Source organism: Kribbella yunnanensis (assembly GCF_039529655.1).
In the GTDB taxonomy this organism is placed as follows: Bacteria; Actinomycetota; Actinomycetes; order Propionibacteriales; family Kribbellaceae; genus Kribbella; species Kribbella yunnanensis.
The window spans coordinates 1-23,779 of sequence record NZ_BAAANF010000025.1 but is presented as its reverse complement, the minus strand read 5'-3'; the positions used below and the strand labels follow the sequence as shown (position 1 = coordinate 23,779).

General features: G+C 67.6%; 23 protein-coding genes. 17 read left to right on the top strand and 6 right to left on the bottom strand.

Annotated elements, in window-relative coordinates:
- Window positions 1-2 precede the first annotated feature (2 nt).
- The 8 genes from hutU to hutI all read left to right on the top strand — a co-directional run bounded on the left by hutU (window position 3) and on the right by hutI (window position 8,826).
- Window positions 3-1,661, top strand: coding sequence for a urocanate hydratase (gene hutU / locus ABD231_RS36175; protein ID WP_344162785.1), 1,659 nt, complete (start codon window positions 3-5; stop codon window positions 1,659-1,661).
- Between the two features lie 138 nt (window positions 1,662-1,799).
- Window positions 1,800-2,801: an ABC transporter ATP-binding protein gene (locus ABD231_RS36170; RefSeq protein WP_344162782.1), complete on the top strand. Its 1,002-nt coding sequence runs from the start codon at window positions 1,800-1,802 to the stop codon at window positions 2,799-2,801.
- Window positions 2,798-3,457, top strand: a complete 660-nt coding sequence (locus ABD231_RS36165) for an ABC transporter permease (protein ID WP_344162779.1) — start codon at window positions 2,798-2,800, stop codon at window positions 3,455-3,457. Before ABD231_RS36170 ends, ABD231_RS36165 begins: the two co-directional genes overlap by 4 nt.
- The gene (locus ABD231_RS36160; protein WP_344162776.1) at window positions 3,454-4,164 is read left to right on the top strand and encodes an ABC transporter permease; all 711 of its coding nucleotides are present in this window, start codon (window positions 3,454-3,456) and stop codon (window positions 4,162-4,164) included. Before ABD231_RS36165 ends, ABD231_RS36160 begins: the two co-directional genes overlap by 4 nt.
- Window positions 4,165-4,183: 19 nt before the next feature.
- A complete protein-coding gene (locus ABD231_RS36155; RefSeq protein WP_344162773.1) occupies window positions 4,184-5,122 on the top strand; it encodes an ABC transporter substrate-binding protein in 939 nt (312 codons plus the stop codon).
- Entirely contained in the window at window positions 5,119-6,306 is a 1,188-nt protein-coding gene (locus tag ABD231_RS36150; RefSeq protein ID WP_344162770.1) for an allantoate amidohydrolase, read from the top strand. Before ABD231_RS36155 ends, ABD231_RS36150 begins: the two co-directional genes overlap by 4 nt.
- Window positions 6,303-7,613 (top strand): formimidoylglutamate deiminase, encoded by a 1,311-nt coding sequence (locus tag ABD231_RS36145; protein ID WP_344162768.1) that lies wholly within the window; start codon window positions 6,303-6,305, stop codon window positions 7,611-7,613. Before ABD231_RS36150 ends, ABD231_RS36145 begins: the two co-directional genes overlap by 4 nt.
- Window positions 7,614-7,662: 49 nt before the next feature.
- Window positions 7,663-8,826 (top strand): imidazolonepropionase, encoded by a 1,164-nt coding sequence (gene hutI / locus ABD231_RS36140; protein WP_344162765.1) that lies wholly within the window; start codon window positions 7,663-7,665, stop codon window positions 8,824-8,826.
- Between the two features lie 62 nt (window positions 8,827-8,888).
- Here hutI and ABD231_RS36135 read toward each other — a convergent pair whose 3' ends face one another.
- A complete protein-coding gene (locus tag ABD231_RS36135; RefSeq protein ID WP_344162762.1) occupies window positions 8,889-9,761 on the bottom strand; it encodes a DUF559 domain-containing protein in 873 nt (290 codons plus the stop codon).
- 344 nt (window positions 9,762-10,105) lie between these two features.
- Between ABD231_RS36135 and ABD231_RS36130 the strand changes: the two genes are divergently transcribed.
- Window positions 10,106-10,495 (top strand): phosphoribosyltransferase family protein, encoded by a 390-nt coding sequence (locus ABD231_RS36130; RefSeq protein WP_344162759.1) that lies wholly within the window; start codon window positions 10,106-10,108, stop codon window positions 10,493-10,495.
- Window positions 10,496-10,554: 59 nt separating this feature from the next.
- Here ABD231_RS36130 and ABD231_RS36125 read toward each other — a convergent pair whose 3' ends face one another.
- The 3 genes from ABD231_RS36125 to ABD231_RS36115 form a co-directional block, all read right to left on the bottom strand.
- The gene (locus ABD231_RS36125; protein ID WP_344162756.1) at window positions 10,555-11,190 is read right to left on the bottom strand and encodes a hypothetical protein; all 636 of its coding nucleotides are present in this window, start codon (window positions 11,188-11,190) and stop codon (window positions 10,555-10,557) included.
- Window positions 11,191-11,213: 23 nt separating this feature from the next.
- On the bottom strand, window positions 11,214-11,750 hold the full coding sequence (locus tag ABD231_RS36120) for a hypothetical protein (RefSeq protein WP_344162753.1): 537 nt from the start codon (window positions 11,748-11,750) through the stop codon (window positions 11,214-11,216).
- Window positions 11,751-11,878: 128 nt separating this feature from the next.
- Window positions 11,879-12,358, bottom strand: coding sequence for a GNAT family N-acetyltransferase (locus ABD231_RS36115; RefSeq protein ID WP_344162750.1), 480 nt, complete (start codon window positions 12,356-12,358; stop codon window positions 11,879-11,881).
- A gap of 214 nt (window positions 12,359-12,572) precedes the next feature.
- Between ABD231_RS36115 and dnaK the strand changes: the two genes are divergently transcribed.
- The 5 genes from dnaK (at window position 12,573) to ABD231_RS36090 (ending at window position 17,538) form a co-directional block, all read left to right on the top strand.
- Window positions 12,573-14,441 carry a molecular chaperone DnaK gene (gene dnaK / locus ABD231_RS36110; protein WP_344162747.1) on the top strand — a complete coding sequence of 623 codons (1,869 nt, stop codon included), beginning with the start codon at window positions 12,573-12,575 and terminating at the stop codon, window positions 14,439-14,441.
- Complete coding sequence (grpE, locus tag ABD231_RS36105) at window positions 14,438-15,091, top strand: nucleotide exchange factor GrpE (RefSeq protein WP_344162744.1); 654 nt, start codon at window positions 14,438-14,440, stop codon at window positions 15,089-15,091. The genes dnaK and grpE overlap by 4 nt, the downstream gene beginning before the upstream one ends.
- Before the next feature lie 18 nt (window positions 15,092-15,109).
- Window positions 15,110-16,288: a molecular chaperone DnaJ gene (dnaJ, locus tag ABD231_RS36100; RefSeq protein ID WP_344162742.1), complete on the top strand. Its 1,179-nt coding sequence runs from the start codon at window positions 15,110-15,112 to the stop codon at window positions 16,286-16,288.
- A 1-nt stretch (window position 16,289) separates the two neighbouring features.
- Window positions 16,290-16,745 carry a heat shock protein transcriptional repressor HspR gene (locus tag ABD231_RS36095; RefSeq protein WP_344162739.1) on the top strand — a complete coding sequence of 152 codons (456 nt, stop codon included), beginning with the start codon at window positions 16,290-16,292 and terminating at the stop codon, window positions 16,743-16,745.
- Between the two features lie 256 nt (window positions 16,746-17,001).
- Complete coding sequence (locus ABD231_RS36090) at window positions 17,002-17,538, top strand: GNAT family N-acetyltransferase (protein ID WP_344162736.1); 537 nt, start codon at window positions 17,002-17,004, stop codon at window positions 17,536-17,538.
- On the opposite strand, the gene ABD231_RS36085 is transcribed toward ABD231_RS36090, so the two are convergent.
- Window positions 17,484-18,626 (bottom strand): glycosyltransferase 87 family protein, encoded by a 1,143-nt coding sequence (locus ABD231_RS36085; protein ID WP_344162734.1) that lies wholly within the window; start codon window positions 18,624-18,626, stop codon window positions 17,484-17,486. The two genes, ABD231_RS36090 and ABD231_RS36085, sit on opposite strands and share 55 nt — an antisense overlap.
- On the bottom strand, window positions 18,623-19,813 hold the full coding sequence (locus tag ABD231_RS36080; protein ID WP_344162731.1) for a glycosyltransferase 87 family protein: 1,191 nt from the start codon (window positions 19,811-19,813) through the stop codon (window positions 18,623-18,625). Before ABD231_RS36080 ends, ABD231_RS36085 begins: the two co-directional genes overlap by 4 nt.
- A 143-nt stretch (window positions 19,814-19,956) precedes the next feature.
- On the opposite strand from ABD231_RS36080, the gene ABD231_RS36075 reads away from it, so the two are divergent.
- The 3 genes from ABD231_RS36075 to ABD231_RS36065 all read left to right on the top strand — a co-directional run bounded on the left by ABD231_RS36075 (window position 19,957) and on the right by ABD231_RS36065 (window position 23,758).
- A complete protein-coding gene (locus ABD231_RS36075; RefSeq protein WP_344162728.1) occupies window positions 19,957-21,789 on the top strand; it encodes a sensor histidine kinase in 1,833 nt (610 codons plus the stop codon).
- Complete coding sequence (locus tag ABD231_RS36070) at window positions 21,786-22,448, top strand: response regulator (RefSeq protein ID WP_344162724.1); 663 nt, start codon at window positions 21,786-21,788, stop codon at window positions 22,446-22,448. The genes ABD231_RS36075 and ABD231_RS36070 overlap by 4 nt, the downstream gene beginning before the upstream one ends.
- A 74-nt stretch (window positions 22,449-22,522) precedes the next feature.
- Window positions 22,523-23,758 carry a right-handed parallel beta-helix repeat-containing protein gene (locus ABD231_RS36065; protein WP_344162722.1) on the top strand — a complete coding sequence of 412 codons (1,236 nt, stop codon included), beginning with the start codon at window positions 22,523-22,525 and terminating at the stop codon, window positions 23,756-23,758.
- Window positions 23,759-23,779: the final 21 nt, after the last annotated feature.

Sequence of the window (23,779 nt, the reverse complement as noted above, 5' to 3'; positions counted from 1 at the left end):
CCATGTCCTCCGGACCCCGTCCTGTACGCGCCGCCCGCGGTACCACCCTGACCGCGCAAGGCTGGCAGCAGGAAGCCGCGCTGCGGATGCTGCAGAACAACCTCGACCCCGAGGTTGCCGAGCACCCCGACGAGCTCGTCGTGTACGGCGGTTCCGGTAAGGCGGCCCGGGACTGGAACTCGTTCGACGCGATGGTCCGCACCCTGACCAACCTGAAGGCCGACGAGACCATGCTGGTCCAGTCCGGCCGTCCGGTCGGGGTCATGCAGACCCACGAATGGGCGCCGCGGGTGCTGATCGCGAACTCGAACCTGGTCGGCGACTGGGCCACCTGGGAGGAGTTCCGCAAGCTCGAGGCGATGGGCCTGACGATGTACGGCCAGATGACGGCCGGCTCGTGGATCTACATCGGGACCCAGGGCATCCTGCAGGGCACGTACGAGACGTTCGCAGCGGTCGCCGCGAAGAAGTTCGGTGGCACCCTGGCCGGGACGATCACGCTGACTGCGGGACTCGGTGGCATGGGTGGCGCGCAACCGCTGGCTGTCACGATGAACGACGGCGTCGCGATCTGCATCGACGTCGACTCCACGCGCATCGACCGACGGATCGAGCACCGTTACCTCGACGTACGGGCGTCTTCTGTCGACGAGGCGCTGACGCTCGCCGAAGAGGCGCGTAAAGCAAGGCGTCCGCTGTCGATCGGTGTCCTCGGCAACGCGGCCACGATCGTGCCGGACCTGCTGCAGCGTGGCGCGCCGATCGACATCGTCACCGACCAGACCTCGGCGCACGACCCGCTGATGTACCTGCCGGTGGGGATCGAGTTCGGCGACTGGGTGACCGCTCGCGAGAAGGACCCGGCCGGATTCACCGAGCGCGCGCAGGAGTCGATGGCGCGGCACGTCGAGGCGATGGTCGGATTCCAGGACGCCGGTGCCGAGGTGTTCGACTACGGCAACTCGATCCGCGACGAGGCCCGCAAGGCCGGGTACTCGCGGGCGTTCGAGTTCCCCGGATTCGTGCCGGCGTACATCCGGCCGTTGTTCTGTGAGGGCAAGGGCCCGTTCCGGTGGGCGGCGCTGTCGGGCAACCCGGCGGACATCGCCAAGACGGATCAGGCGATTCTCGATCTGTTCCCGGACAACGAACACCTGACTCGCTGGATCAAGATGGCGGGTGAGCGGGTCGCGTTCCAGGGCCTGCCGGCGCGCATCTGCTGGCTGGGTCAGGGCGAGCGGGACAAGGCGGGTGTGCGGTTCAACGACATGGTCGCCTCGGGGGAACTCGAGGCGCCGATCGTGATCGGCCGGGACCACCTGGACACCGGCAGTGTGGCCTCGCCGTACCGCGAGACCGAAGGAATGCTCGACGGCTCGGACGCGATCGCGGACTGGCCGTTGCTGAACGCGATGGTGAACGTCTCGTCCGGCGCGTCGTGGGTGTCGATCCACCATGGCGGCGGCGTCGGCATCGGCCGGTCCATCCATGCCGGTCAGGTGTCGGTTGCCGATGGCACCGATCTGGCCCGGCAGAAGCTGGAGCGAGTGCTCACGAACGACCCGGCCATGGGCGTGATCCGCCATGTCGACGCCGGATACGACATAGCAGAACGAGTCGCCGCCGAACGTGGGGTGCGGGTCCCGATGCGGGAGTCCTGAACACCGGCTGCGACCGGCTAAATCCCTACCGTTATGGTGCACTTTCCCGCGGACCGAGATTCCCCCAGATCACGTGGCAAGACGATCTCGGTCCGCTAGGGTCAATCGGGCGACCGACGACAAGCGCGAAAGGGCGCCATGATCGAGTTCAAGGACGTCACCAAGAGGTATCCGGACGGCACCGTCGCCGTCGACAACCTGTCTCTGCGGATCCCGAGCCACGAGATCACCGTGTTCGTCGGACCCTCCGGCTGCGGCAAGACCACCTCGCTCCGGATGATCAACCGCACTATCGAGCGCACCAGCGGCACGATCTCGATCGACGGCGAGGACATCAACAGCAAGGACCCCGTCACGTTGCGGCGCGGCATCGGCTACGTGATCCAGAACGCCGGCCTGTTCCCGCACAAGACCGTGGTGGAGAACGTCGCCACCGTGCCGAAGCTGCTCGGCTGGGACAAACGCAAAGCACGCAGTACGGCGATGGAGCTGCTCGAGCGGGTCGGTCTCGACCTCAAACTCGCCGAGCGGTACCCCGCCCAGCTGTCCGGTGGTCAGCAGCAACGAGTCGGCGTGGCCCGGGCGCTCGCGGCCGACCCGCTGGTGATGCTGATGGACGAGCCGTTCAGCGCCGTCGACCCGATCGTCCGCAACCAGCTGCAGGAGGAGTTGCTGCGGCTGCAACGCGACATCGGCAAGACGATCGTGTTCGTCACCCACGACATCGACGAAGCGATCAAGCTCGGTGACAACGTCGCCGTACTGCGCGTCGGTGGCAAGCTCGCCCAGTTCGCCCCGCCGGCGGAGTTGCTCGCCAACCCGGTCGACGACTTCGTCGAGAGCTTCATCGGCAAGGACCGCGGCTACCGCGCACTGACGTTCGTGACCGCCGACGAGCTGCGACTGGCCGACGTACCGGCTGAGCTTGCGCGGGCCGAGGACGGGTCGCCGGTGGGTTGGCAGAACGGTTCGGGCAAGGTCGAGCCGATCGGCGCGACCTTCCAGAAGGGCGACTCGCTGCGAGCTGCGCTGGACGCCGTACTGACGTCGCCGGTCGGCAAGGGTGTCTGCGTCGACGAAGCAGGCAAGGCGGTCGGCGTGATCGAGTACGCCGCTTTGGCTGAGGCGTTCCGCGCATGAAGTGGGTCGGCGACAACTGGCCGCTGATCTGGGAACAGTTGCGCGAGCACCTCTATCTGGCGCTGGTGCCGATGGTCCTCGGGCTGCTCATCTCGCTGCCTCTCGGGTACGTCGCCACTCGCTATGCGCGGTTGGCGAACCCGCTGATCGCGATCGGTGGCGTGCTGTATTCGCTGCCGTCGATCGCGTTGTTCATCGCGATGCCGGCGGTGATCGGGACCCAGATCCTGTCGCCGCTGAACATCATCATCGCGCTGACCATTTATGCGGTCGCCCTGTTGATCCGGAACGTGATCGACGGACTCCGCTCCGTACCCGAAGATGTTCGACAGGCCGCAGTGTCGGTGGGCTATGGCACGCTGCGAAGAGTGCTGACCATCGACCTGCCGATCGCGATCCCGGTGATCTTCACCGGCCTGCGCGTCGTCACGGTCGCGAACATCTCGATGGTCAGCGTCGGCGCGATCATCGGTATCGGCGGGCTGGGCGAGCTGTTCACCCAGGGCTTCCAGAACAGCTTCCTGACGCCGATCGTGGTCGGCATCGTCGCGTCCTTGGCGCTGGCGCTGCTCTGTGACGTGTTGCTGGTCGGGTTGCAGCGGGTGCTCACACCGTGGGCTCGCGCGACGTCCCCGCTGAAGGATGCGATCTCATGATCCAGGGCCTCTTCGACTTCCTCGGCACCGCGGCGAACTGGTCGGGCTCCGAAGGCATCCCCACCCGGCTCGCAGAGCACATCTACTACACGTTGCTGTCGCTGCTGATCTCCGGCGTCATCGCGTTCCCGGTCGGGCTGCTGATCGGGCACACCCGGCGTGGAGCGTTCCTCGCGATCAACCTGGTCAACGCCTGGCGGGCGCTGCCGACCCTCGGTCTGCTCACGCTGATCGTGCTGCTGATCGGGATCGGGCAGGTGCCGGTGATCATCGCGCTGGTGGTGCTCGGCATTCCGCCGATCCTCGCCTCGACGTACGCCGGTGTGTCCGGCGTCGACCGGAACACCATCGACGCGGCCCGTGGGATGGGCATGACCGGACGCGAGATCCTCACCAAGGTGGAGATCCCGATCGCGCTGCCGCTGATCATCTCGGGGCTGCGCAGTGCGACCTTGCAGATCGTCTCGACCGCGACCGTGGCGGCCTTCGTCGCACTCGGCGGGCTGGGGCGCTACGTGATCGACGGGCTCGGTGTCCGGGACTTCCCGCAGATGCTGGCCGGCGCCGTACTGGTCGCGCTGCTCGCGATCGTGCTCGACCTGCTCTTCGCCCTGATCGCCCGCTACGCGGTCTCGGCCGGACTCACCGGCCGGCTGCGCCGCAACACCAAGACTTCCACTGCACCGGCACCGGCCGGCGCGAACTGAACGGACCCTGGAGGATCCCGTGTTCAGAAGAACCTTCATCCGCAGTGCCATCGCCGCGTCGGCCGTGTTCGCCCTCGCGGCCTGCGGAGGAAACGGCGGCGGCGACCCGCTGTCCCCCGGTGGCGACGCCGGCGGCGGCAAGGCGCCGGACAAGGTCGACTCGATCACGGTCGGGTCGGCCAACTTCCCGGAGAGCCAGCTGCTCGCCGAGATCTACGGCCAGGCGCTGGCCGCCAAGGGCATCAAGGTGACCAAGAAGCTCAACATCGGCGCCCGCGAGGTCTACATGGCCGCCATCCAGGACAAGTCGATCGACCTGCTCCCGGAGTACACCGGCGCGACCCTGGTCTACTTCAAGAAGGACGCCACCGAGAACGAGGCCGAGGCCGTCTACAAGGCGATCCCCGGTGTCCTGCCGTCCGGTCTCGAGGTGCTGGACAAGTCCCCGGCCACCGACGAGGACGCGGTCGTGGTCACCAAGGCGACCGCCGACAAGTACTCGCTGAAGTCGATCGCCGACCTGAAGCCGGTCGCCAAGGACCTGGTCGCCGGCGGCGGACCCGAGTTCAAGACCCGCAAGGCGGGCGTGGCCGGGATGAAGGACGTCTACGGCATCGAGTTCAAGGAGTTCAAGTCGCTCGACCCGGGCGGCCCGCTGAGCCTCGACGCGCTGCTGAAGAACCAGATCCAGGTCACCCAGTTCTTCACCACCCAGTCGGCGATCAAGGACAACAACCTGGTCGTCCTCGACGACCCGCAGCACATCCACCTGCCGAACAACGTCGTCCCGCTGATCCGCACCGACCACAAGAGCCCCGACGTAGCCACCACCCTGAACGCCATCCAGGCCAAGCTCACCACCGAAAGCCTGACCGACATGGTGAAGCGCATCGGCGGCGGCTCCGAAAGCGCCGACGCGGTAGCCAAGGACTGGCTGTCGAAGAACCCGCTGTCTTGAGTTTCGAAACCCTGTGGGCGGACCAGTCCGCCATCGGCCGTAACCCCGAAACCGGCGGCTACACCCGAGGCGGCTGGACCCCCACCGAACGCGAAGCCACCGCTTGGTTCCTGGACCAGTGCACCCGCCGGGATCTGAAGGTCGAGTCGGACGGTATCGGCAACCTCGTTGCCTGGTGGGGTCCGGCGGATCAGCCTGGTGTGGTGACCGGCAGCCACCTCGATTCGGTCATCGACGGCGGCGCCTTCGACGGACCGCTGGGAGTAGTGTCCGCGCTCGCGGCTGTAGATCAGTTGCGGCGTGACGGCTTCACTCCGCGGGTGCCCATCGGGGTCGGGGCCTTCGTGGAGGAGGAGGGGTCCCGGTTCGGGATGCCTTGTCTTGGATCGCGTGTTGCCGCTGGGGTTCTGCCTGCTGACAAGGCCCTGGCGTTGACGGATCGGCAGGGTGTGACGCTGTCGGCCGCGCTGGAAGCGGCCGGCGTCGATCCGGCCGGGGTCGGGCCTTCGCCGTTGCTCGAGCGGATGGGGACGTTTGTCGAACTGCACGTCGAGCAAGGGCGTGGTCTGACGGCACCTGTGGGTGTGGCGAGTTCGATTTGGCCGCATGGGCGGTACCGGTTCACATTCGAGGGCGAGGCGAACCATGCCGGCACCACGTTGATGGAGGATCGGCACGACCCGATGCTCACCTATGCGATGACCGCCCTCGCCGCCAACAAACAAGCCCGTCTCGCCGGCGCCCGCGCCACGTTCGGCCGACTCTCGATCGAGCCGAACGGGACGAACGCCGTACCGTCCCGCGTGATCGCCTGGCTGGATGCCCGGGCCGCTGACGATGCGACACTCGAGTCGTTGCTGGAAGCAATCACTCGGCAGGCCGTCGAGCGGGCCGAACGCGACGGTACGACGGTGGCCGTCGTACCGGAGTCGGTTTCCCCGATCGTCGACTTCCCGGCCGGTCTGCGGGACCGCCTGGTCGGCGTACTGGATGGTGCCCCGGTCCTCCCGACCGGCGCCGGCCACGACGCCGGGGTGTTCTCGGCGGCCGGGATTCCGACCGCCATGCTCTTCGTTCGGAACCCGACCGGCATCTCGCATTCGCCGGCCGAGTTCGCCGAAGAGGACGACTGTCTGGCCGGTGTCGAGGCGCTGGCCGCCGTACTGAAGGATCTCGCGCAGTGACGTCGTACTGGTGCTCAACCGCACTCCTCCCCACCGGCGTCGCGTCGGGCGTCCTGGTGACCGTGGCCGACGGCCGCATCACCGCGGTCTTGGTCGACGCGCAGCCCGGTGATGCCGTGAGGCTGAACGGCCTCGTGATCCCCGGCCTCGCAAACTGCCACAGCCACGCGTTCCACCGCGCGCTCCGCGGCCGCACGCAGACCGAGCGCGGCACCTTCTGGACCTGGCGCGAGCAGATGTACGCCGTCGCATCCGCGCTGACCCCGGATTCGTACTACGACCTCGCCCGCGCCGTGTACGGCGAGATGCTCCTCACCGGGATCACCGCCGTCGGCGAGTTCCACTACCTGCATCACGCACCCGGCGGCCGCCGATACGACGACCCGAACGCCATGGGCGCGGCCCTGATCGCCGCCGCACGCGATGTCGGCCTGCGCATCACCCTGCTCGACACCTGCTACATCGCGGGCGGAATCGACCAACCGCTCAACGAGGTGCAGCAGCGATTCAGCGACGGCGATGCCGCCTCCTGGGCCGCTCGCGTCTCGGCGCTGAAGGGCGCCGACGATGTGGTCATCGGTGCGGCGGCACATTCGATCCGCGGCGTTCCGCAGGATCAGCTCGGGGCGGTCGCGTCCGCGTTCCCCGATGTACCGCTGCATATTCACCTGTCCGAACAGGTCGCCGAGAACGCAGCCTGCCTCGAGGCCTACGGGCGAACGCCGTCGCAGGTGCTCGACGAGGCCGGGTTCCTGAGCGGCCGGACGAGCGCGGTCCACGCGACTCACCTGACCGGCGTCGACATCGGCGTGCTCGGGAGCTCCGCGACGTACTCATGCTTCTGCCCCACCACCGAACGCGACCTCGCCGACGGCATCGGCCCTTCCGTGGCGCTGCGCGATGCCGGGTCGCGGCTGACGCTCGGTTCGGACAGTCACGCCGTTATCGACCTTTTCGAAGAGATGCGCGCGGTCGAGCTCGACGAGCGGTTGTCATCGCAAGAACGCGGACACTGGTCAGCGCCTGAGCTTCTCACCGCCGCAACCGTGGACGGTCACCGCTCAATCGGTTACGCCGACGTCGGCGTGATCGAGGTGGGCGCTCGCGCCGACCTGGTCGCGGTCCGGCTCGACAGCATCCGTACGGCGGGAACCGGTGGAACCGTGGAGACCGCAGTCTTCGCCGCGTCGGCCGCCGACGTCACCGACGTGGTGTCGGACGGACGCCACTTGGTTGCTGATGGCAAGCACGTTGCGTTGGATGTCGCCGCTGAGTTGGCCTCCTCGATCGCTGCGGTGACCACGTGACGCCGCGGGGCGCTTTCAACTCGATCGGCGCGATTGGACTGATGACCTCATGACCTCCCTTCTCGTGACCGGGATCGGTTCGCTCGTGACCAACGACCCGTCCCATGGCGGGCTGCTCGGCGAGATTCTCGATGCAGCGCTGGTGATCGAGGGCAGCACGGTCGCGTGGGTCGGCCCGCGTACCGCCGCACCCGTTGCTGACAACGCGATCGACGTCGCCGGGCGAGCCGTGATTCCCGGGTTCGTCGACTCGCACTCGCACCTCGTTTTCGCGGGCGACCGGGCCGAGGAATTCGCGGCCCGGATGACAGGAACGCCGTACTCGGCAGGTGGCATCCGGACCACGGTCGCGGCCACTCGGCAGGCAACCGATGAGCAGTTGACCGCGAATGTCGCTCGGCTTGTGACCGAGATGCGCCGGCAGGGGACGACGACGGTCGAGATCAAGTCCGGGTACGGGCTGACGGTTGCGGACGAGGCGCGGGCGCTGGAGATCGCGCGTCAGTTCACGGACGAAACGACGTACTTGGGTGCGCACGTCGTACCGGCCGATTACGCCGACGACCCGGCGGGCTACGTCGACCTGGTGACCGGGTCGATGCTGGATGCCGTTGCAGCACACGCGAAATGGATCGACGTCTTCGTCGAACGCGGCGCCTTCGACGAGGACCAGGCCCGCACGATCCTGCAGGCCGGCATCGCCCGCGGCCTCCAACCGCGAGTTCACGCCAACCAGCTCGGCGAAGGCCCCGGTGTCCAACTAGCCTGCGAACTCGGCGCCGCTGCAGCCGACCACTGCACCTACCTCACCGACGCCGACATCGACGCCCTAGCCCAAACAGGCGTAGTCGCCGGCCTCCTCCCGGCCATCGAGTTCTCCACCCGATCGCCGTACCCCAACGCTCGCCGCCTCATCGACGCCGGCGTCACCGTAGCCCTGGCCACCGACTGCAACCCCGGCTCCGGCTACTCCTCCTCAATCCCCTTCTGCATCGCCCTGGCAGTCCGCGAAATGCACATGACCCCCGCCGAAGCCCTCTGGTCCGCCACCGCCGGAGGCGCCAAGTCCCTCCGCCGTACCGACGTAGGCCACCTGACCCCCGGCGCCCAAGCCAACCTAGCCATCCTCGACGCCCCCACTTACCTACACCTCGCCTACCGCCCCGGCGTACCGCTGGTGGCGCAGACCTACGTGGCTGGGCGGCCGGTGTAGGCCCGGACCGCCATCACCCAATAACCTCACGCGACGCCCCTACCTCGCGCTCAGCGCAGCGCTCACGCCGCCTGCCGGAGGGAGTTAGTGGGTGATGGGAGTCCGGCCGCCTGTCTCACCACGTCAACCACCCACTCGCCGTCGTACAAAATGTCCTCCCAGCTGAAGCGGAGAATCCGCCAGCCGCGGATCGTCAGGTTCACCTGCCTGCGGCAGTCCCGCACGAGTGCACTTCGGGTGCTGTGATGCTCGAACCCATCGGCCTCCAGACCGAGCCGCAGGAGGCGGTTGCCCAGGTCGATCCGGGCTGAGAAGCCGTCGCTCTGGACGAGCACCTGGGGAACGAAGCCGTCGATTCCTGCCTCGATGAGCAGGGCGCGATGGGCCGATTCGAGCACCGACTCCGCGCGGGCGTCGGCCAGTGCGACGGTTCGCTGGATGCGTCGCCGATGCGGACCGCGAAGCCGTGATGCGGTGTGCAGAAGGTCGTCGTGGTCCATCCCCATCCGAAGGGCAGAGTCCGTGATGGCCAGTCCATCGCGCAGCGGCAGGATGCGGATGCAATCCAGGACCGTGCGGATGGGCGTGGTCACGTCGTCGAGGGCGGGCGCGTCGCCCCAGTGCAGGGTGCAAGGCAGTCCGGCTCGACGCCTGGCCCGGTCCAGCGGGAGGGTGACGTGCGGCAAGTGTGGCGGATCGATGACGCCGAATCCCCAGTGCTGGGCTGCGCTCAGATGGGACACCACCCCGCCTTGGCTGCGCGCCGCTGCCAACGCCGGCGGAGCCTCCGGCAGCGCATAGACCCCTTTCGCGATCCGCCGGATCTGTCCGCCGGCCAACGCCGTCCGGACCGCGCGAGCGGACACGAGCGTGCGCAGTTGGGCCAACGTCGCGGTTCCGCCGCGTCTCCCGACCACCTCAACGACATCAGGCATTTCTCCATGGTGGCGGCAACGGCGATCCGGCGTCGGACGTTATCCACAGGCGGACCGCCACCACCGTCCAACCTCCTGAGATGCCGTCGCCACAGGCGGGCCTGAGCGTGCGCGCCGCGCCGCGTCCGCGGTTAGTGGGTGGTGGCGGTCCGGATAACCACCTGCAGATCCGAGCTGCGTCCGCCACGCTTGGAGGTATGGACATTCAGAGGCGGTTGAAGATGGCGTTTCGGTGGCGGGCTGATCGGGGGGTTTGAAGGTGTTCGGCTGACGTCACTGGGTGGTGGCGGGATGCTGGGTTGTTGCGGGAGATCGGGCCGGCGTTGGCAGGGTTGTACGGGGAAGTGCCGACGGTTGTGGTCGGGCCGGTCTCTCGGGGGTCGTTGGTGGGGGCGGTGACTGCGGTGGCGTTGGGCGTGGGGTTCGTGGAGATGCGGAAGAACGCGGCGCCGGCCATGGACAGCGATCGGTGGGTACGGCGGACTGCCGGGCCCGACTACCGGGATCGGCAGCTGGAGTTCGGGTTTCGGCGGGCTTTGGTTCGGCCGGCCGATCGGGTGTTGATGGTGGACGACTGGGCGGAAACCGGGATGACCGCTCGGGTGGCTCGAGAACTGGTGGTCGACTGCGGGGCGCGGTGGATCGGGGCGGCGTGCATTGTCGACGGGTTGTCGGATCCGCGGTTGCGGCATGACCTGCCGTTGAAGGGGCTGCTAGATGTGCGGCAGCTGTAGGACGAGGGGCCTGCCGCCCTGGTGTGCCCTGCTGAGTCGCGGGGCGGCAGGCCTGGTCGTCAGCCGGCGGAGCGGAGCTCGGTGAGTACCTGCTCGGCGGTGCGGAGGGACTCGGTCTGCTTCGAGACCGGGGAGGAGTCCTCCAGGCCGGAGGCGACGGTGCCGTTCTTGTTCACGACCAGGAGGCCGCTCTGGTTGGTGAGGACGTAGCCGTCGTGGTTGAACTCGGGGGCGATCTTGGTCAGGACCAGGATCACGTCCGAGCCGACGCGCGGCGTCTGCCGTTGTTCGACGACGATGGGAGAGCCGCTGATCTCGGTCAGCAGTGCGAAGTCGACTTCCTTCGCCTGTACGCCGCGGACGTGGTCGGTGACCTGGGTGGTGAAGACCGTGTACTTCGCGGTCGGGTCGCCCTTGGCGAGCAGGACGTCCTTCTTCGCCTTGGTGATCTTGCCGCGGACGACCAGGTCGGAGGCGGTGGCGAGTTGCTTGAGGTCGGCGCCGGCCAGGTTGTCGTCGGTGTCCGTGTTCGCCTCCGTTCCGTCGGTGTGCTGGTAGAGGGAGCGGTCGTTGTGCTGGTGGGTGGCGTGGTCGTGGTCCGCGGCCGCGGGGGTCGCGTCAGAGCCACAGCCGACCAGGGCTGCGGACAGTGCGAGGGCACCGAGCGCAGCGGCGATCTTCGAATGGGTGTTCATCGGAGTTCTCCTTTCCGCCGGGCTCAGTAGTTCGCGTTGATGGAGTCTTTGTCGTGCTGGTCGAAGTACGTGACGATCGGCGGCGCGGCGCCGGACGCCATACAGGTCGAGTTGACGCCGTCGCGGTGGCCGAGGCCGGCCACGTGACCGAACTCGTGGGTCGCGGTCTTGCGCCACTGGGTCGTGGTGCCGATCGTGCGGCCGTTGAGCTTGACCGACTTCGACGCGCAGCGCGATCCGGACCAGGCGTTGCAGGAGGTCAGGCCGTACCAGCTGTCCGGATAGCTGGTGGCGTACGACGAGACGTTGTAGGAGCCAGGGCAGTGGACACTGCTGGCGTTGACCTCGGTGGCACTGACTTGGCTGATCGCGTAGTGCGAGCCGTTCTGGCCGTCGGTCCATCCGGAGACGCAGACGCTCCAGGTGCGGGTGTTCAGGATTCCACTAGCCGCGCCACGGCCGTGGCCGGCCATGGCAGCGGGTGCGGTGAGCACCGTCGTACTGATCAGGATGACCGAGCCGACGGCGATCGAGCGCAGGGTGAAGTGGCGGAAGTTCATGCGGGACTACCCCCTTCGAGGTGCCGAGATTGGGCGTTCAGGGCACGTCGCAAAAGCCTCCTGGGGCAGCCGTGAGGCGTCAATGGGAAACGGAGGTCTTTCCCGGTTTTCCGCAGATTTTCGGGGGTCTACAGCTCCTTGACCAGGAGGGCCATGGTGCCGCCGCTCGGGTTCGGGCGGGTGCCTACCTGGGTGTAGCCGCGGGCGGTGTGGAAGGCGAGGCCGGAGGTGTCGGCCAGGTCGGAACGGACCCGGGTGACCACTCGGGCGAAGGGTTGGGCGGCGCGTTCGATGGCACGGTAGACGGTGGAGGCGACGCCCTGGCGGCGCCGGTCGGCATCGATGACGATGCGGTCGACGAACAGGAACTGGTCGGCGTAGTTCGTGGTGAACCAGCCGTACTCCAGGCCGTCGTAGGCCGATCCCGGGGTGAAGGTGAGGACGAAGCCGATCGGGCGGCCGTCGTCCTCGACGACCACGGCATGGGCCGCGATCAGTCGGAGCCAGTCGAGGCGGTCGAGGCCCAGGGGGTCGACCAGTCCGTCCGCGGTGGCGTTGAGGGCGAGCACCGACGCGTAATCGGCAGGAACGAGCGGGCGGAGTTTCACCTGGTCAGCGTCCCATGGAAGGCCCATTCCAGGGAGGGGTTCCCCTGGCCGGACCCCGGCCGGGACCCCGAAATCCGGGATCGCCCTTGGGAATGACCTGGAGCCTGTGCAATGTTGAGTCCAGTGAACTCAAGTTTGTTCAGTCACGGATTTGAATACCGGGCGACCGAACGGCAACATTGAGTCTGTATCACTCAACTCGTGGAGGTAAAGCATGGCCCGCGCGGTCGGTATCGATCTCGGTACGACGAACTCCGTCATCGCCGTACTGGAAGGTGGCGAGCCCACCGTCATCCCCAACGCCGAGGGAGCGCGCACGACGCCCTCGGTGGTCGCCTTCGCCAAGAACGGCGAGGTCCTGGTCGGCGAGGTGGCCAAGCGCCAGGCCACCACGAACGTGGATCGCACCATCCGCTCCGTCAAGCGTCACATGGGCGAGGACTGGAGCGTGGACATCGACGGCAAGAAGTTCAACCCGCAGCAGATCAGCGCCTTCGTGCTGCAGAAGCTGAAGCGGGACGCCGAGGCGTACCTCGGGGAGCAGGTCACGGACGCGGTCATCACCGTGCCGGCCTACTTCTCCGACGCGCAGCGCCAGGCGACCAAGGAGGCCGGCGAGATCGCGGGCCTGAAGGTGCACCGGATCGTCAACGAGCCGACCGCCGCCGCGCTGGCCTACGGCCTGGACAAGGGCACCGAGCAGACCATCCTGGTCTTCGACCTCGGTGGTGGCACGTTCGACGTGTCGCTGCTGGAGATCGGTGACGGCGTCTTCGAGGTGAAGGCGACCAGCGGTGACAACCACCTCGGTGGTGACGACTGGGACGCGCGGATCGTGCAGTGGCTGGTGACCCAGTTCAAGAACAAGAACGGCACCGACCTGTCCGGCGACAAGATGGCCATGCAGCGCCTCACCGAGGCCGCCGAGAAGGCCAAGATCGAGCTGTCGTCCGCGGCCGAGACGAGCATCCACCTGCCGTACCTGAGCCTGACCGACTCCGGCCCGCTGCACCTGGAGGAGAAGCTCTCCCGGGCCGAGTTCCAGAAGCTCACCACCGACCTGCTCGAGCGCGCCCGCGCGCCGTTCAAGGCCGTCATCAAGGACGCCGGCGTGGACGTGTCGAAGGTCGACCACGTCATCCTCGTCGGTGGCTCCACCCGGATGCCCGCCGTGGCCGAGCTGGTCAAGGAGCTGACCGGTGGCAAGGACCCGAACAAGGGTGTGAACCCGGACGAGGTCGTCGCCGTCGGCGCCTCCCTGCAGGCCGGTGTGCTGAAGGGTGAGGTCAAGGACGTCCTGCTGCTCGACGTGACCCCGCTGAGCCTGGGCATCGAGACCAAGGGCGGCGTGTTCACCAAGATCATCGAGCGCAACACCACGATCCCGACCAAGGGTTCGGAGATCTTCACCACCGCCGAGGACAACCAGCCGTCGGTGATGATCCAGGTCTACCAGGGTGAGCGCGAGATGGCCCGCGACAACAAGTCGCTCGGCAACTTCGAGCTGACCGGCCTGCCGCCGGCGCCGCGGAACGTGCCGCAGATCGAGGTCACCTTCGACATCGACGCGAACGGCATCGTGCACGTGAACGCCAAGGACCTGGCCACCGGCAAGGAGCAGCGGATGACGGTGACCGGTGGCTCCGCGCTGCCGAAGACCGACATCGACCAGATGGTCCGCGACGCCGAGCAGTACGCCGAGGAGGACCGCAAGCGCCGCGAGGCCGTCGAGTCCCGCAACCAGTCCGAGGGCCTGGTCTACCAGACCGAGAAGTTCCTGTCCGAGAACGAGGACAAGGTCCCGGACGACGTCAAGACCGAGGTCAAGGACGGCGTCGCGGAGCTGAAGAAGGCGCTCGAGGGCACCGACGACGAGGCCATCAAGGCCGCGTCGGAGAAGCTGTCGCAGTCCAGCCAGAAGATGGGCGCCGCGATGTACGCGAACGCCCAGGCCGCGGGCGGGTCCGAGGACGGCGCGCCGGCTGATGACCAGGCCAAGGCGGACAACAACGACGACGATGTCGTCGACGCCGAGATCGTGGACGAGGACCGGCCGCAGGACAAGAAGGCGGAGGACAAGTGACGGATCGACCCACAGGCGGCGAGTTCGGCGACGGTGACCCCGTCGTCCGGGACAAGCGCCGGATCGACCCGGAGACCGGTGACGTGCGGGAGCCTGCTGACCAGGCTCCCGCGGGAGTTCCGGACGACGTGTCGTCGCTGACCGGTCCGTCGGCCCAGGAAGCCCTGCTCACCGAGGCCCTCTCGGAGCGTACGGCGGACCTGCAGCGACTGCAGGCGGAGTACGTGAACTACAAGCGCCGGGTGGACCGGGACCGCGAGGCGAGCCGTGAGCTCGTCATCGGCACCGTGCTCACCGAGCTGCTCGGGATCCTGGACGACGTCGGCCGCGCCCGCGAGGCGGGCGAGCTCGAAGGCGCGTTCAAGGCGGTCTCGGAATCGCTGGAGCGGGTCACCGAGAAGCTCGGCCTGGTGAAGTTCGGCGAGCCCGGCGACGCGTTCGACCCACGCATCCACGAGGCGCTGCTGCACAACTACTCCGACGAGGTCGACGGCCCGACCGCGACCATGGTGATGCAGCCGGGCTACCGGCACGGCGAGCGGATCCTGCGGGCGGCCCGGGTGGCCGTCTCGGAGCCGACCGAGAAGCTGCCGGAAGCCCCGGCAGAGAGCACGGCAGATGACGAACAGGCTGCGGACAAGTCCGAGTAGCGGGAGGGGAGGCGTCGAGTGAGCACGAAGGACTGGATAGAGAAGGATTTCTACAAGGTCCTCGGCGTCTCCAAGACCGCCGAGCAGGACGAGATCAAGAAGTCGTACCGCAAGCTGGCGCGGAAGTACCACCCGGACTCCAACCAGGGTGACGCTGGAGCGGAGGCGAAGTTCAAGGAGGTCTCCGAGGCGTACGACGTGGTCGGGGACACCAAGAAGCGCAAGGAGTACGACGAGGCGCGGCGGCTGTTCGGCAGCGGCGGCTTCCGGATGCCGGGCGGTGGTCAGCAGGGCGGCGGGTTCAACTTCGACGTCGGCGACCTGTTCAACCGTGGTGGCAGCGGTGGCGCAGCCGGGGCCGGTGGCGGTCTGGGCGACATCCTGGGCGGCATGTTCGGTGGTGGTGGGCGGTCCTCGACCTCCACGACGACCGCACGGCCGCGGCGTGGGCAGGACATCGAGACCGAGGCGACGATCGAGTTCGCCGAGGCCGTGAACGGTGTCACGGTCGCGCTGCGGATGACCAGTGACGAGCCCTGCAAGACCTGTCGCGGTACCGGAGCGAAGTACGGGACGGTGCCCAAGGTCTGCCTGAAGTGCGAAGGCACGGGCATGCAGACCTCGGTCCAGGGCGGCGTGTTCGCCATGACCGAGCCGTGCACCGAGTGCAAGGGACGCGGTCTGGTCGTCGACCAGCCGTGCGAGACCTGCCACGGCTCCGGCCGCGGCCAGTCGAGCCGGACCATGCAGGTCCGGATCCCGGCGGGTGTCCAGGACAACCAGCGGATCCGGCTGAAGGGCAAGGGCGCGGCCGGCGAGCGGGGTGGTCCTTCGGGCGACCTCTACGTCACCGTGCACGTCACGCCGCACCGGATCTTCGGCCGGCAGGGCGAGCACCTGACACTGAGCGTCCCGGTGAGTTTCACCGAGGCGGCCCTCGGCGCCGAGATCAAGGTGCCGACACTCGACGGCCTGCCGGTCACCGTTCGGATTCCGGCCGGTACGGCGAATGGCAGCAAGCTCCGGGTTCGCGGCAAGGGCTCGGTGCGCCGGGACGGCACCAAGGGCGACATGTTGCTGACCCTGGAGGTCCAGGTCCCGCACGAGCTGACCGACGAGCAGCGCACCAAGCTGCAGGAGTTCAGCTCGGCCTCGGACCAGCCTGATCTACGCGCCGGGTTGTTCGGGAGCGCCTGAGATGGGCATCCCGTTCAGCCAGGTACCGACCTGGGACGACCGCACCCCGATCTACGTGATCTCGGTGGCGGCCCAGCTGGCCGGTATGCATCCGCAGACCCTGCGGCAGTACGACCGGCTCGGCCTGGTGGTGCCGAGCCGGGCGTCCGGCCGCGGGCGACGCTATTCGGCGTACGACGTGGCGCGGTTGCGGTATGTGCAGCACCTGTCCCAGGACGAGGGTGTGAACCTGGCGGGAATTCGGCACATCCTCGCGCTACAGTCGGAAGTAGAGGATCTGCGTTCCCGGGTGAACCAGCTCCTGGCAGAGGTTCAGCGGGGGGTCGGCGTCTCGCGACGCAGCACCTCCAGCAGGGTCTTCTCGGCCGGTCCCGCCGGCGACGTGATCGCCATGGGCCGCCAGCAGACCACGACACGCTGGATCCGCACCCAGCCGCTGGAGCTCGGACCGCGCTGATCCTCGAGCGCTGAGAACCTCGGCGTGCACAACAGAACCACCGGAGGTTCCCCGAACCCCACCCCTCGGGGCCTCCGATCCGGTGGAAGTCGTCGAATCCCCCCTCGACACTTCCACAGCCGGAGTCGCACCCTCCCCCGGGTGTTCTTCGGCCCCCGCGGGGTGGTCCGCTCTACCGGGCCACCCTGCGGCTCTCATCTCTGCTCGTTCATTTGCCGGACACTTGCCTGGTTGGACCGCGACGTACGCTGGCCAGGTGACGCTGAGCCTGCAGACGGACCGGCTGTTGATCCGGGACTGGCAAGAAGACGACGCCGAGGCCGCGCTGGAGATCTACGGTTCGCCCGAGGTGGCGCCGTGGCTCTCGCCGGCTATCGACAAGGTGACCGACGTGGCCACCATGGGGATGATCCTGACCGCCTGGATCGAGGCCCAGCCCAACTTCGTCGTACCGGCCGGCCGCTGGGCCGTGGTCCGGCAGGAGGACGGCGAGGTGATCGGCGGGCTGTTGATCCGGCTGCTCCCGCCATATGAGGAGGATCTCGAGATCGGCTGGCAGCTGCGGCCGTCGGCCTGGGGCAACGGGTTCGCGTCCGAGGCGAGTAAGGCGTTGATGGGTTGGGCGTTCGAGACCCACGACGTCGACGAGCTCTTCGCCGTCGCGCGGCCGAACAACAAACGCGCGATCGGCACCGCCCGTCGGCTCGGTATGGAGTGGGTCGGCGAGACGGACAAGTACTACGACCTCAACCTGCAGGTGTACCGGATCCGCGCCTCGGAGTTCAGTCGGTAGCCGAAGGCAACCAACGCCAGCGCGCAGAGCAGATACGAGTTCACGAGCACGCTCTGTACGGCGGTGTAGTGCAGCTCGCGGTCGTTGCCGAACGGCATCCACCACGGCAGTCCGATCAGGAAGATCGTGATCCAGGTGGCGGAGAATGCTGTCCGCAGGGACCGCAGCTTGCCGCGGTTCTGCCAGGCGAGTGCCGCGGCCGGGATCGCCCAGACCCAGTGGTTCGTCCACGAGATCGGGGAGACCGCGAGCCCGGTGAATCCGGTCACCACGACGGCCTCGAAACCCAGACCGCGCTCGTGGAGCCGGCGCGCGACGTACAGGCCGGTGACGGCCACGATGATTGCCGCGAGCAACCATGCGGGTGAGTCCCCGGTGAGTCGTACGAGCGCGCCGCGCAGCGACTGGTTGCTGAAGTAGTGCGGCGGGCCCACGCGGCTCGGGTCGAAGATGTACTTCGTCCAGAAGTCGATCGTCGAGGTGGGAGACACCAGGAACGCGATCACCATGGTGAGTGCCGTGGTCAGATTCGCAACCAGGGCCTCGCGGTACCGCTTGGTGATCAGCAGGAAGACGATGAAGATGCCCGGTGTCAGTTTGATGCCGGTGGCAACGCCGACCAGGATGCCGCGGTAGCGCCGAGGGATCAGTCCGAGTAGATCCACCATCAGCATCGCCAGCAGGACCAGGTTGATCTGGCCTTGCCTGAAGGTCGACTGCACCGGCTCGAAAAGCAAGGCGGCCCACGCGATCAGTACGCCGGTCGACCAGCCGAGCTTCTTCGCCGTGGCCCACCCGATCACCAGCAGCGACAGCGCCGACGCGATCGTGACCAATGTGCGGGCGAAGGGAAGACCGATCGCGAACGGCGAGAACACCAGCGCGGCGAACGGCGGGTAGGTGAAACCGAGACCGATGTGGGGGTAGTAGGTGAGATGCGCGGTGTAGATGTCCTGGCCGTTGACGAGCCCGCGGGCCCCCGCGTAGTAGATGCCGAGATCGCTCATGTCAGCCGACCAGGGATGCCAGCGCAGGAGACACAGGATCGGCAGAATTATTGCCAGCAGCACCAATCGTCGCTTACTCATGCGCGACGCCGCCAAGCTGCGATCAGCAGCACCGCCGCGCAGATTGCGTAGGAGTTGCCGAGATACAGCTCGAAGCCGTGGTGATGCAGTTCCCGATCGTCCAGGTACGGCGCCAGCCAGGGAAGCCCGATCCCGAAGGTGACCGTGGTGAGCGCTGCAAGTCCGACGCGGGAGACCGTGGTCGCGCGCGACCAGAGCAGTGCGCAGGCCGGGAGCGCCCAGACCCAGTGAGCGCTCCACGAGATCGGCGAGATGAGCAGCCCGACGGCGGCGGTCAGCAGGACGGATTCCAACAATCTGCCGCGGTCGAAGGCACGCCGTACCGTCCAGAAGCCGATGGCCAAGGTGGCGAGGATCGCGAGGATCCAGAACGGCTCGACTCCCTGGGGGCCGCCGTTCAGTCGGCCGAGGACGCCACGCCAGGCCTGGTTCGTGACCAGGGTGCTGGAGCCGGGGCGGGTCGGGTCGAAGACGTACGTGCTCCAGAACTTCCAGGCCGCGTCCGGCATCGCCAGGAAGCCGACCAGCATCGTGGCGGCGGTCGTAGCCGCGGCCGTGGCCGCCTCGCGATAGCGACGGGTCACCAGGAGATAGACGATGAAGATGCCGGGGGTGAGTTTGATCCCGGTCGCGATCCCGATCAGTACGCCGCGGAACCGGTGCGGTAGGTGTCCGAAGAGGTCGATCATCAGGATCGCGAGCAGCATCAGGTTGATCTGGCCGTAGTGGAACGTCATCCGCACCGGCTCGAGCGCGAGACCGGCTGCGCCTAAGGCGATTCCGGCCGCCAGCACCTGGTGGGTCGACCAATTCGGCTTCAGTGCGCGGAAGGTGACCGACCCGATCACCAGCAGGGCAAGGGCGGAGAGCGCGGTCATGAGCGCTCGGCCTGCACCTGTGGGGAGGAAGCCGAGCGGTGCCATCAGAAGCGCGGCGAACGGCGGGTAGGTGTAGCCGAGCAGATCCGGGGATGCGTGATGCGCGGTGTAGATGTCCTGGCCGTGCAGGACGGCCTTCGCAGCGGCGACGTAGACGCGGAGGTCGTACAGATCCTTCGTCGGCGGCCAGATCGCCACACAAACGGCCACGAACGCTGCCGCGGCCAGACTCAGCGCGAGGACCGGGCGGGTGATCCGGCCGTTGCCAACGGCCCCTTCATGGGCGGGGCGAACAGGACTGATCGTCATGCCTTCGACAATCCCGGCGAGACCCGGGTCGCCACATCGCCGCCAGGTATGGACCGTGCTCACCGCGGGGTATGGGCCGCCATGGCCGAGTGTCACTCCTGAGAGTGACGGCTTCCGGCCCGTCCCGCCGCCACAATGGTCAGGTGAAAGAACTCCTGACCGGCCGGCGCGCGCTCAGGATCGACTCCGCGATCGCGTTCGCCGCCATGGTCAGCCTGCAGTCGCGTCCCCACTGGCAGGCGGGCGACTGGCTGTGGCTGCGGGTGATCCTCATCCTGTTTCCGCTGCTGATCGCGATCCGCCGGATCGAGCCTGCGCTCGCACTGCCCGGCCTGGTCGTCGGTGCGTACCTGGCCGTCGCACTCGGCCAGGCGCCCTGGCTCCTGTACGTCGGCATCGTCCTCGCGCTGTGGTCGTTGGCCGGCCGGTGCCGGCAGCGGACCGTGATCGCCGTCACGGCGGGATCGGTGTTGATCCCGATCGTGCTGGACGTGGCCCGGGTCGCCGTCGCAGAAATCCTGCGTCCGTACGATTCCTTCGGCGGCAACCTGTCCCAGCTCTTCGAGAACATCGTGGCCGCCGGTGCGCCTGCTGTGGTGCCCTGGCCGCGGGTGGCCCTGATCGCCGTCGTGGCCATGGCGTTCCTGCTCGTACGGCGGGATCGAGCGCACGTCGTACCGGCTCGTCAGCGCTGGGCCGACCTGCGTGCGTACCTCGTCGATCCGGTCGACTCCTGGGTCCGATACGCCTTGCTGGCCGGCGCGCTCGCGGGCATGACGCTGGTCGAGGTCCGCACGGACTTGCTGTACGGCGGATGGTGGAGCGCGCCGAGCTGGATGCCGTGGGGTGTCGCAGCGGCCGCATTGGTGCTGGTGTTCCGACGTCGGCCGGTGGTTCCGGTGGTGGTGCTGACCGCGGCGAGCCTGATCGCGAACTGGCAGTCGTACACCCACTACGTCCCGCTGTACGCCGCGCTCGGGGTGGCGTTGTACTGGCTCGTCGTCACCCCGAAGAAGTCCCGGAGCTTGCGCTGGACGTTGCCGGTGGCAATCGGCGTACTGATCCTGCTGCCGCTGATCACGCGGGTGATGCGGGTCAGGTACCTGCAGTTGATCTTCCCCGAGATCAAGCGCCGCGGCTGGGACTACACGTGGAACACCGTGCTGCACAACTCGACGTACGACGGGATCGCGCAGAACATCTGGCCGGTCACACTCTCGTTGATCCTGCTGCTGCCGGTGCTCGCCGCGATCGCGGTTCGGCAGTTGCGGCGGAATCGTGAGGCGGCGCGGCGTGAGGCTGAGCTGGAGCGGGCGGCTGAGGAGCTCGAGGCTGAGCAGGTTGTTCTCACCGAGCGCGCGATCATCGCTCGTGATCTGCATGACGTGGTCGCGCATGCGGTGAACCTGATGGTGATCCAGGCCGAGACCGGGCCGGATCTCGTACGGCGCGGGGAGGCCGACGTACTGGCGGGGTTCCAGCGGATCGGGGATGCCGGGCGGCGGGCGTTGAGCGAGCTGGACCGGTTGTTGTCGACGTTGCGCGATGAGGACGGGATCGCCGATCCGCAACTGGCTCCGCAGCCCGGGATCTCCGACCTGTCACAGTTGGTCGCGGACGTTTCCGACGACCACCTGCCGATCGAACTCGACCTGCAGGGTGATCTCGAGACACCACCTGAGGGTCAGCAGGTGACGGCGTACCGGCTGGTGCAGGAGGCGCTGACCAACGTGGTCAAGCATGCGCGGGCGACCGGGGTCCGGGTGGCGGTGCGGAGCGAGGAGACGGGGGTGCGGGTCGAGGTGACCGATGACGGGGTCGGGTTCGACGTCGCCGCGGCGCGTCGGGGGAACCGGCACGGGCTGGCGGGGATGCGGGAGCGGGTCCGGATCGAGGGCGGCACGCTGGACATCCGCAGTACGCCGGGCGCGGGCACGACTGTGGATGCGTGGATGCCGGTCGGTGGTCGTCGGTGAACGATCGGCCGATCAAGGTGATGGTGGTCGACGACCAGGATCTGGTCCGGGACGGGATCGCGATGATCCTCGACGGGCAGCCCGATATCGAGGTGGTCGCCCAGGCGGTCGACGGCGCGGACGCGATCCGGCAGGCGGCTGCGATCCTCGACCTGGCCGTCGTACTGATGGATGTCCGGATGCCGGTGATGGACGGGCTCGAGGCCACTCGGCAGCTCGCCGGGGGACCGCGGGTGCTGATCCTGACCACCTTCGACCTCGACGAGTACGTGTACGACGCCCTGCGCGCCGGGGCCAGCGGGTTCCTGCTGAAGCGTTCCTCGCGGGATGAGCTGATCAACGCCGTCCGGGTGATCGCGGCCGGCGATGCGTTGCTGGCGCCGCCGGTGACCCGGCGGCTGATCGACCGGTTCGCCGACACCCGCCTGGATCCAGCGGTGGCGGCGCGGATCGACGTACTGACTGCTCGGGAGCGGGAGGTGCTGGTGCTGGTTGCCAAGGGCAACTCGAACGCCGAGGTCGCGGACGAACTGCACCTGACCGAGCACACCGTGAAGACCCATGTCAGCCGGATGCTGGCCAAACTCGGTCTGCGGGACCGGGTACAGGCGGTCATCCTGGCGTACGACGCGGGACTGGTGACGGCGGGCCAGAGGTAAGAAGTGGACAACGGTGAGAACTGGCCAAGACGACTCGTTGACGGGGGTCGACAGTCGCCCGAAAACTGGCTGACGTGCTCACTTTCGCCGCCCTCCTGAGTCCTGTCCTCCTCTCCGCCTCCCTCCTCACGGCACCCGCTGCGGAGCCGACCATCTTCTACATCGACTCGGTCGCGGGGAACGACGCCGCTTCCGGGACGAGCGAGACCACACCCTGGAAGAGCCTGGCCAAGGTCAACGGCTACGCCTTCGATCCGGGTCAGCAGATCCTGTTCAAGCGAGGTTCGTCCTGGACCGGGTCGCTCAACCTGTCGCGCAACGGCATCACCGTCGGCGCCTACGGTTCCGGCGCGCTACCGAAGATCGGTGGTCCGGTGCTGAACTGTGTGAACGTCACCGGCGACGACATCTTCATCGGTGATCTCCGCGCCAGCGGCTGCAACTGGGCCGGGTTCGAACTGTTCGGCGACAGCATCGTGCTGGACACCGTGCAGGCCGACAATAACGTCGCCGGGATCTCCATCACCGACGGTTCGGACTGGAACGACATCCGCTGGAGCACGCTCGTCAACAACAACAAGATGAGCGTCGACGACGACACGCACCCCGACGACGACTCGGGTGCCTTCGGCATCCTCGTGCACGGCGACGACAACAAGATCCGCCACAACACCATCAGCGGCAGCTTCCACACCAGCCACGACTACGGGTACGACGGTGCCGCGGTCGAGATCTTCAACGGCGACCGGAACCACATCGAGTACAACAAGACCGCCGACAACGACACCTTCACCGAGCTCGGTCACGAGGCCGGTCAGACGTCCGACGACAACGTCTTCGCCTACAACTCGGTCACCTCGACCAAGCCGTCCGGCACCTTCCTGATCACCCGCGGTGCCCAGAGCCACATCGGCCCGGTACGCCGGACGCTCGCGATCAACAACTCCGTCAACCTGCCGAACGGCGACGGCTGGAGCTGCGACCAGGGTTGCGGCCCCGGCATCCTCAAGCTGCGCAACAACATCGTCAAGGTCGGCAAGAAGGTCGGCTACGACGACTCCTTCGACACCCACAACCCGGCGGACGCGGCCGACGAGGACCGCGGCGTCTACCAGGGTGCCGTCTACCAGTTCACCCTCGGCGCCCGCTCTGTCAAAGCCGACCCCCTCTACACCAGCGCCACCGACCTCCGCCTGAAAGCCGGCAGCCCCGCCATCGGCCGCGCCGAAAACTCCGGCTACCCCGAAGACCTAGCCGGCAAGCCCCTCACCGGCCTGACCTCCTGGGACGCCGGCGCCTACCAACGCTGACCCACCCACCCACCCACCCCC

Coding starts and splice junctions, on each gene's coding strand:
- ABD231_RS36170 (WP_344162782.1), top strand. CDS start 1,800: ATGATCGAGTTCAAGGACGTCACCAAGAGGTATCCGGACGGCACCGTC.
- ABD231_RS36120 (WP_344162753.1), bottom strand. CDS start 11,750: ATGAACTTCCGCCACTTCACCCTGCGCTCGATCGCCGTCGGCTCGGTC.
- hutI (WP_344162765.1), top strand. CDS start 7,663: ATGACCTCCCTTCTCGTGACCGGGATCGGTTCGCTCGTGACCAACGAC.
- ABD231_RS36165 (WP_344162779.1), top strand. CDS start 2,798: ATGAAGTGGGTCGGCGACAACTGGCCGCTGATCTGGGAACAGTTGCGC.
- dnaK (WP_344162747.1), top strand. CDS start 12,573: ATGGCCCGCGCGGTCGGTATCGATCTCGGTACGACGAACTCCGTCATC.
- ABD231_RS36095 (WP_344162739.1), top strand. CDS start 16,290: ATGGGCATCCCGTTCAGCCAGGTACCGACCTGGGACGACCGCACCCCG.
- hutU (WP_344162785.1), top strand. CDS start 3: ATGTCCTCCGGACCCCGTCCTGTACGCGCCGCCCGCGGTACCACCCTG.
- ABD231_RS36085 (WP_344162734.1), bottom strand. CDS start 18,626: ATGAGTAAGCGACGATTGGTGCTGCTGGCAATAATTCTGCCGATCCTG.
- ABD231_RS36160 (WP_344162776.1), top strand. CDS start 3,454: ATGATCCAGGGCCTCTTCGACTTCCTCGGCACCGCGGCGAACTGGTCG.
- ABD231_RS36080 (WP_344162731.1), bottom strand. CDS start 19,813: ATGACGATCAGTCCTGTTCGCCCCGCCCATGAAGGGGCCGTTGGCAAC.
- ABD231_RS36135 (WP_344162762.1), bottom strand. CDS start 9,761: ATGCCTGATGTCGTTGAGGTGGTCGGGAGACGCGGCGGAACCGCGACG.
- ABD231_RS36125 (WP_344162756.1), bottom strand. CDS start 11,190: ATGAACACCCATTCGAAGATCGCCGCTGCGCTCGGTGCCCTCGCACTG.